Raw genomic sequence first — 8,441 nt, 5'->3', positions numbered from 1 at the left:
CCACGCTGCCGTGGACCGACCACGTGGTCGTCGAGCTCGACGACCACCACGACTCCGATCTGATCAACGCCGGTCTGGCCGCCGATGCCGGCTACGTCGGCACCTTCCGCCACGAGGCCGAGTCGTCCTTGGACGAGCTGCGGACCACGTTCCACCGCAAGGCACACACGGCCGCGCTCGAGCGTTGCCTGACCCGGCTGTTGAGGGGGCAGCCGGACCTGCCTGCGGACGCGGTGGGCGAGGTCCGACTGCAGGACCTCGCCGAGGACGAGTTCACCGCCGCGCTCCTGCGGCGCCGGGTGGTCCTCGGGCTGCCCGCCCTGCCGGAGGCGTACGTCCTGGTCGACCACGACGGCGCGCGCCCCGACGACATCCCGCTGGCACTGCGGAGGGCGCGTTCGACCCGGATCTCGATCGACGGGAACGCCCACTTCTGCCGCGGCCTGCTGGCGACGCGCTACGGCGACGAGGCCACCTCGCCCGCCTTCGTACCTCTGACCGACCTGCACCGAGAAGGAGCATCCTCATGAGCACCATGCGAGCCGTCCAGGTGGTCGGCTACCACCAGCCGCTGGCGCTGGCCGAGGTCCCGGTCCCCGAGCCGACCGGCCCGTTCGACGTCGTCGTCAGGATCGGCGGCGCCGGAGTGTGCCGCACCGACCTGCACATCCTGGAAGGGCAGTGGGCGGAGAAGTCCGGCGTCACGCTGCCCTACACGATCGGTCACGAGAACGCCGGCTGGGTGCACGCGGTGGGCGACGCCGTCACCAACGTCGCCGAGGGCGACAAGGTGATCCTGCACCCGCTGATCACCTGCGGACTGTGCCGGGCCTGCCGCTCGGGCGACGACGTGCACTGCGAGCTCAACCAGTTCCCCGGTATCGACACCAACGGCGGCTACGCGGAGTACCTGAAGACCTCCGCACGCTCGGTGGTGAAGATCGACGACTCCCTCGAGCCCGCCGACGTGGCCGCCCTGGCCGACGCCGGCCTGACCGCCTACCACGCTGCCGCGAAGGCCGCCCGGCGGCTGACCCCGCGCGACAGGTGCGTGATCATCGGCGCCGGCGGGCTCGGGCACATCGGCATCCAGGTCCTCAAGGCGCTCAGTCCGGCCGAGCTGCTCGTGGTGGACCGCAACCCGGACGCGGTGAAGCTCGCCCTCGACATCGGCGCCGACCACGGCGTCGTCGCCGACGGCTCCCAGGTCGACCAGGTCCTCGAGCTCACCTCCGGGGCCGGCGCCGAGGTCCTCGTCGACTTCGTCGGCGAAGGCGGCGCGACGGCGGAGGGGGTCCGGATGCTCCGCCAGGCGGGCGACTACCACGTCGTCGGCTACGGCGAGAACATCGATGTGCCGACCATCGACATCATCTCGGCCGAGATCAACTTCGTCGGCAACCTGGTCGGCTCCTACAACGACCTGTGCGACCTGATGGCGCTCGCCGCCCGCGGCGCGGTCACGCTGCACACCCAGAAGTACGCCCTCGACGACTTCCAGACCGCCATCTCCGACCTCGACGCCGGCCGGGTCCGCGGCCGCGCGATCTTGGTCCCCTGACTACGAAACCCAGCCGTACGAAGTTCATTCCGAACACATTGGAGGCAGTCATGACCACAACCGAAGAATCACCGCGCGTCGCCCTCGTGACCGGAGCAGCCCAGGGAATCGGCAGAGGCATCGCCCTACGTCTCGCCGCTGACGGGCTCGACGTCGCAGTCAACGACATCGGTGCCAACGGCGACCAGATCAAGGCACTCGCAGAAGAGATCGAGTCGATGGGTAGGCGTTCGACCGCGATCGAGGCCGACGTCTCAGATCCGGCCGCGGTGCAGACCATGGTCGACCGGGTCGCCGCCGACCTCGGACGACTCGATGTCGCAGTGGCCAACGCCGGGATCGCCGACGTGAAGCCGTTGCTGGAGACGACACCCGAGGAGTTCGACCACCTGATGTCGATCAACCTCCGCGGTGTCTACCTCTGCTACACGGCCGCCGCGAAGCAGATGATCAAGCAGGGCGGTGGCGGCAAGATCATCGGAGCGGCGTCGATCGTGGCGTACCGGCCCTTCGCGCTGCTCGGCCCTTACTCGGCCTCCAAGTGGGCTGTCCGCGGGCTCACCCAGGCCGCGGCGATGGAGTGGGCTCAGCACGACATCACCGTCAACGCGTACTGCCCGGGCATCGTCGGCACCGCGATGTGGGACCACATCGACGAGGAGCTGGCCAAGCACGAAGGCCTGCGCAAGGGCGCGGCCATCGAGAAGCACTCGGAGCTGATCCACCTCGGCAGGGTGTCGGTTCCGGAGGACGTGGCCGCGTTCGTGTCCTACCTCGCCTCCAAGGACTCCGACTACATGACGGGCCAGTCCGTGATGATCGACGGGGGCATCCAGTTCTCGTGACTTCCCCCCGATCCCTGAAGGAGAGCTCATGATCTTCATCGCCGCCCGCTTCCGGATCAAGCCGGAGTACGCCGAGGACTGGCCGACCATCTCCGGCCCGTTCACCGAGGCGACCAGGGCCGAGCCCGGCAACCTCTGGTTCGACTGGGCCCGTAGTGTCGACGATCCGAACGAGTACTTCCTGCTCGAGGCCTTCGCCGACGACGACGCCGGCGCTGCCCACGTCACCTCGGCCCACTTCAAGCAGGCCCAGGCCGACCTCCCGCGTCATCTCGCCGAGACGCCGCGGATCGTCAACACCAGCGTCCCAGGACAGGAGTGGTCCGAGCTCGGCGAGCTCGCGGTCACCGACTGAACCCACTGGTCCCGCTTGACCTGGGGTGATTCCAGGTCAAGCGGCGGTGCCGCTCTCGAGCACCGCCGCCACCTCGTCGGCCCGGGGCCGTTCGCGCGGGTCCTCGGCGAGCATCGCGTCCGTGATGCCGTCGAGGTCGCGGCGCAGCGCTCGGGGTCCGACCGGGTGAGCGACCTGGGCTACGACGACGCGTACGGGCGGGGAGTCGTCCCGCTCGATCGCCCACGGGATCGCAGCAGCACGACGCCGAGCGTTGCGAACAGCGCCAGGGTGATCCCGGCGAAGACCACCCAACCGATCCTCTGGTTCTGGGCGCTCATCCGCTCTCGGTCGATATCGTCGGCGAACCCATGGGCGGCGGCAACCATCACCTTCTTGAGGCCTTGGACGAAGATGGCGGCGTCGGCAAGCCAGACCTGGGCGACCGGCCGGCCGTCGGCACCGTCTTTCAGCTGCCTGACCACGTCCGCGACATCACGAGCGTTGACCACCCGGATGACCGCACGCTGCGACGACACCCCGTAGGACCCGAAGGCGAACGAGTTGCCCGAGATGGAGTCGAGCGCCTGCTGCGTCGCGGGCTCGGCATCCTGGTAGATCGACTCCGAGTGCGTTACCCAGGAACTCTGTGCTGCGTTGAGGTCGGCGAGGCTCCGGTCACTGATCCGGCGCTTGCGCAGCGCGTCCGCCATGATCTGGCGCTCGAGCCCGAGCACCTCGGAGACCGGACCGATCGCCTCCAGGTTCTTCGCCTGCCTGGCGAGGTCCTCATCATCGAAGGTCGGCAGCTCGGCGGCCAGATCGAAGAGTCCGTTGACGGCGTTGGTGTAGGTCGCCGCATCAGCCGGCGTGCTGGCCCGGTCGCCCGACCTGACGGCCGGCCGGATGTCCGACAGACGCTCGAGAGCTGCCGCTGCTCGCTCCGTACGTCGGCGCAGGCCGGGGTCGCCACCGGTGTCGATCCCCTCGACCTCAGTCTTCCAGTCCTCGATCGACTGGTCGGTGACCCTGATGAACTCCTCCGACACTCTCCCACCGCTACGCAGCGCGTCCCGCTCGATCGAGAGGTCGAAAGCGAGCGCGAAGCTCGTCGGAAGGATGTCTGCCAGACGCTCCACACTCCCGAGGTACGACCGCGTCTCACCCGCGCGCCGCAGGCCCGAGCCAGCTAGGACGAATCCCGGCAACAGCAGAACCATGAGAGTGCCCAGGACAGAGGGCGAGTGCCAGAGCTTGCGCCCCTTCCTGGACGCGCGGACGATCTTCTTCGGCGGAGCGTCGAGCCCGCTCTCGAGCACGCTCACCACGTCCTCGGCCCGCGGCCGGTGGGACGGATTCTCGGCGAGCATCGCGGTGACGATGCCGTCGATCTGGCCCGGCACGGTCACCAACGACCCGACACGTTCGGGCTCGCCCCTGACGTTCGGCGGACGACCGACGAGAAGCTCGAAGAACACCGCACCCAGCGAGTAGACATCGGCCGCCACCCCGCTCCGCCGACGATCGATCTGCTCGGGAGCCAGGTAGGCCAGGTTCTCTCCCAGGCGCGGCGGCGGGGCGCCGATCAGCCCGACCCGGCCCTCCTCCATGAACCCGATGGTCGCCGGCCGAATGTCGCCGTGCACGTTCCCGACAGCGTGCCCCGCAGCGAGGAGGTGCGCGACCTCCCCGACGATGGCGGCGGCCTCATCGGGTGAGAGCTGCTGTTCCCGAGCAAGCCGGTCGGCGAGGCTCTGCTCGTTCGGAGCGGCGGGACCGCTCTGTGCGGCCAGGTGCTCCGACTTCGGGCGACCGGCGCGTGGGAGACGGATACGCATGGGACTATGGTCCCAGTTGGGAGCCTCTGATGCTCAACCGTCGTTCAGCCGGCTGCCGGCGTGTCTCGAAATCCCCCGTCGATCCCGCTCGACCTGGCACGGCCAGGTCGAGCGGGATCCGGAGGTCATCCACGCGCCGCGGTGCGCCGCCCCAGGTAGGCGAGGCAGGCGACGGCGAGCGCGACGCCCCACAGCGGCCACAGCATCTCCGGCCCCCACGCGGCCCAGTCAGAGGTCGCCCCGGGGACCCGCCAGAGGTCGTCCGAGATCGCCATCCGCCAGAACGAGATCCCGGCGGACATCGCCACGCCGGCGACCAGGAGCCCGGGGACGAGGGCCATCGCGATCGGCACCGGACGCCCGCCGATGCGGGGCACCCAGCGCCAGAACACCTCGCCCCAGCGCGCCACCAGGCCCCAGGTCAGGACCGCCCCCACCACGGCGAAGGCCGCGAGCCCGAAGCCGGCCCACTTCGCCTCGCCGAGCTCCTCCAGCATCCCGTGGCTGATCCCGAACGGGATGTCCAGCGCCCAGGCGATCCGGGTGACGGCGTAGAGAAGAGGTACGACGACCGCGACCGCCACCGCAGGACGCCCCCAGCGCGCCCAGCGGCCCCAGTCCAGACGTCCGCCTGGTGCGGCCCGCCCGAGCAGGGAGACACCGGCGACGACCATGGCCAGTCCGCCCGCAGCGTGCGCCAGAGCGACGCCGGAGTCGACGAAGAGGCCCCATTCGAGCTGTCCGGCACCCGGTCCGACCCCGACCATCGCCAGCAGGACCTGAGGCAGATAGCCGAGGAACATCAGCGCGCGGACGTCGGAGATGACGACGGCCACGACGAGCCCGAGAACGATCAGGAGCCATCCTGTCGCTTTCGTCGTACGTGGTGTCCGCACCTTCGCGGCCACGCCCCCGGCAGCCAGGGCGAGGAGCGCCAGCACCGCGATCACCCAGGACATCTGGGTGCCGCTCAGAGCGCCGAGCGGGGAAGCCGCATCGGGGACCCACGGATCCGGGGCCCTGCCCAGCAGGGCGAGCCCGACCAGGGCGCCGAAGGCGAGGGTCCAGGCGCCGGCGACCCACGGCGCCGCGCGCAGCGCGACGGAGCGGTGCTGCGTACGTTGCGTACGTTCCATCAGGGCGCTCATCTCGACAGGCTCGATACATCGCATCAGGCCACGCTCCTGGCCGTGTCCCAGCGCTTTCCGACCGTGCGCAGCAGGGCCGGATAGACGATGGCGTAGCGGAACGGCTTGATGAGGGCCATGTAGGCCTCTCCGAACCGCCCGTTGGGCCGCACCAGCACGCTCATCTGCGCGCTGAAACCATCGGGGGCGCTGTCGTCCTCGACCCAGCCGAGGTGCAGGACACCGTGCATCGTGCGGTTGGCGATCTCCGCGGCGTACTCCCGATCCGTCAGGTAGAGCGCGTGGAACGGGATGGTGTCGCTCTCGGGTGCCGGACGGTCGAGGAGGTCCTCAGGCAGGCGATCGCGCAGCGGCACGACCCGTCCTCCCAGGCCCTGCTCGTCGCCGTCGGTGCCGAGCATCCTGCCGAGCGCCCAGCGGACCGCGAAGAGGAAGCGGTACGCCGCCGGGAAGTCGCGGTCGTCATCGGCCATCATCGCTGTGACGAAGCGCGGTAGGTCGTCGGGTCCGCCCTGGACGGGCAGCGCCCAGACGTCCTCGAGGTCGAAGTCTGCGGTGATCTCGTGGATCCGCCAGTGTCGGCCCGAGTAGACGCCCGACGGCAGCGGTCTGGTTCTCAAGGGTGCTTGTAAGGGTGCTCGTGTGGTCATGTCTCCACACTGGCCCGCGCACGTCCGCGGCTCGTCGCCCTCAGGTCGCGGGGACCTCAGCCTCTGGGATGAGGCGGGCTCAGCTACGCCGGCCGACCAGCCCGGTCTCGTACGCCAGCACGACCGCCTGCACCCGGTCGCGCAGGCCGAGCTTGGCGAGCACATGGCCGACGTGCGTCTTCACCGTCGCCTCGGAGAGGTGGACACGGCGAGCGATCTCGGAGTTGCTGTCGCCGGTGGCGAGCTCGAGCAGCATGTCGAGCTCGCGGGGCGTGAGGGTCGCCCGGATGTCGGCGGCCCGACCGCTGTCGGCCGCCGGCGCCGTCGCCACGTGCTCGAGCAGACGTCGCGTCGTCGACGGCGCAACCACGGCGTGACCGGCGTGGACGGTGCGGATCGCCTCGACGATCTCCTCGGCACGGGCGTCCTTGAGGAGGAAGCCGCTGGCGCCGGCCCGGATCGCCGGGAACGCATAGTCGTCGAGGTCGAACGTCGTCAGCGCGACCACCTTCGTCGCGGGCTTCTCACTCGTGATCGCAGCCGTGGCCTGGATCCCGTCGAGGCGCGGCATCCGCAGGTCCATGAGAATGACGTCGACCCGCTTCGTACGCACCAGGGCGAGCGCCTCGTGACCGTCGGCCGCCTCCCCGGCGAGCTCGAGGTCGGCCTGGCTCTCCACCATCATCCGCAGCGCCGAGCGCATCAGCTCCTGGTCGTCGACGATCGCCACCCGGATCGGGTTCTCTGCCTCGCTCACGCTGGTCGCTCGCTGACGCTCGCTCATAGCGGCATCATGGCGCGTACCCGCCACCCCTCGCTGCTCGGCCCCGCCTCGAGCGTCCCGCCGACCGCGGCCACCCGTTCACGCATCCCGCGCAGGCCTCGCCCGGGCGGGCTCTGCGTCCCCACTCCGTCGTCGCTGACCTCGACCTGGAGCTGGCGGCCGATGCGTCTCACCGACACCGTCGCCGCCGCTCCCGGCCCCGCATGCCGGGTGACGTTGGTGAGCGCCTCCTGCACCACCCGGTAGGCGGTCAGGCCGACGGCCGGCGCGACCTGTCCGGACTCGTCCGCCTCGAGACGGACACTCAGGCCGGCCGCGCGCATCCGCTCGACGAGATCCTCCACGTCCGCCAGTCCGGGCTGCGGCTCGGTCGAGGCGATGTATCGAGCTTGTCGAGATGACTCACCACCGAGCACCCCGAGCAGCCCCCGCATCTCCGTCAGCGCCTCCCGACCGGTGTTAGCGATCGTGTCGAGGATCCCCGCCGCCCGCTCCGGCTGCTGCCCGACGACCATCCGGCCGGCCTCGGCATGGCTGACCACGACCGCGAGCGAGTGGGCGACGACGTCGTGCATCTCGCGCGCGATGCGCTGCCGCTCCTCGGCGGCCGCACGGTCGGCGACCTGATCGGCCCAGGCGGCCCGGGTGGCGCGAAAACGGCCGAGCGCCCACGCCGCCATCGTGGCGGCCAGCGTCGCGGTGGTCACCATCAGCCACCAGGTCCACCCCTGCAGTCCGGTGCCGTCGAAATGCCATACGCGTACGACGGTCAGCAGACAGCCCACCAGCGCGATGCCGAGCGCGACCCCTGGCCAGGGTCGCCGGTCCTGGGCGCTCACCGCGTAGAGCAGCACGAAGAAGCACAGGCTGCTCGGCAGCAGCACCGGTCCGTACTCGCTCCCAGCGGCGGCCGCCGTCGGCCCGCCCAGATCGGGAGCGGCGACCAGCACCAGCTCGGCCAGCGCCCCGGCGACGTACGACTCCAACGGCCGGCGACGGGCGGTGGCCACTGCGGCGTGCATCGTCACGAGCGCGACCAGAAGCGCGATCTCCCACCCCGTCGCGACGTCACCCTCGGTCACCGATGTCCATCCGACCGGGAGCAGGGTCAGCGCGAGGACCCCCGCCAACGCCAGCTGTCCGACGTCTCCGAGCCAGCGGGGCCCGGGAGCAGCTGCCACGGTCATGCGCCAACCCTATGGTGTCGAGGACGACCGTGGGCCCGCTCCGATCGGAGCGGGCCCACGGGATGAGCTCAGGATGAGCTCAGCAGAGCTGTCT

Annotated in this window: 9 protein-coding genes; 4 read left to right on the top strand and 5 right to left on the bottom strand. The window is 70.3% G+C overall.

Annotated elements, in window-relative coordinates; genetic code table 11:
• The 4 genes from H5T77_RS25075 to H5T77_RS25060 form a co-directional block, all read left to right on the top strand.
• Nucleotides 1–530: hypothetical protein (locus tag H5T77_RS25075; protein WP_292653334.1), on the top strand; the 530-nt coding region annotated here is incomplete at its 5' end.
• Complete coding sequence (locus H5T77_RS25070; protein ID WP_292653333.1) at nt 527–1,561, top strand: NAD(P)-dependent alcohol dehydrogenase; 1,035 nt, start codon at nt 527–529, stop codon at nt 1,559–1,561. The genes H5T77_RS25075 and H5T77_RS25070, both read left to right, overlap by 4 nt.
• A 50-nt stretch (nt 1,562–1,611) precedes the next feature.
• Nucleotides 1,612–2,406 carry an acetoin reductase gene (locus tag H5T77_RS25065; protein WP_292653332.1) on the top strand — a complete coding sequence of 265 codons (795 nt, stop codon included), beginning with the start codon at nt 1,612–1,614 and terminating at the stop codon, nt 2,404–2,406.
• A gap of 28 nt (nt 2,407–2,434) precedes the next feature.
• Complete coding sequence (locus H5T77_RS25060) at nt 2,435–2,761, top strand: putative quinol monooxygenase (protein ID WP_292653331.1); 327 nt, start codon at nt 2,435–2,437, stop codon at nt 2,759–2,761.
• A gap of 179 nt (nt 2,762–2,940) precedes the next feature.
• On the opposite strand, the gene H5T77_RS25055 is transcribed toward H5T77_RS25060, so the two are convergent.
• The 5 genes from H5T77_RS25055 to H5T77_RS25035 form a co-directional block, all read right to left on the bottom strand.
• Entirely contained in the window at nt 2,941–4,578 is a 1,638-nt protein-coding gene (locus tag H5T77_RS25055; RefSeq protein ID WP_292653330.1) for a serine/threonine protein kinase, read from the bottom strand.
• 125 nt (nt 4,579–4,703) lie between these two features.
• The gene (locus H5T77_RS25050) at nt 4,704–5,726 is read right to left on the bottom strand and encodes a hypothetical protein (RefSeq protein WP_292653329.1); all 1,023 of its coding nucleotides are present in this window, start codon (nt 5,724–5,726) and stop codon (nt 4,704–4,706) included.
• Between the two features lie 23 nt (nt 5,727–5,749).
• Nucleotides 5,750–6,346 carry a DUF2867 domain-containing protein gene (locus H5T77_RS25045; RefSeq protein ID WP_292653328.1) on the bottom strand — a complete coding sequence of 199 codons (597 nt, stop codon included), beginning with the start codon at nt 6,344–6,346 and terminating at the stop codon, nt 5,750–5,752.
• Between the two features lie 109 nt (nt 6,347–6,455).
• On the bottom strand, nt 6,456–7,160 hold the full coding sequence (locus tag H5T77_RS25040) for a response regulator transcription factor (RefSeq protein WP_292653327.1): 705 nt from the start codon (nt 7,158–7,160) through the stop codon (nt 6,456–6,458).
• Nucleotides 7,157–8,347, bottom strand: a complete 1,191-nt coding sequence (locus tag H5T77_RS25035; protein WP_292653326.1) for a sensor histidine kinase — start codon at nt 8,345–8,347, stop codon at nt 7,157–7,159. Before H5T77_RS25035 ends, H5T77_RS25040 begins: the two co-directional genes overlap by 4 nt.
• Nucleotides 8,348–8,441: the final 94 nt, after the last annotated feature.

This window comes from Nocardioides sp. (assembly GCF_014360585.1).
Classification (GTDB): domain Bacteria; phylum Actinomycetota; class Actinomycetes; order Propionibacteriales; family Nocardioidaceae; genus Nocardioides.
Note: the sequence above shows the minus strand (reverse complement) of the source record. Positions and strands in the feature narration are given on the sequence as shown.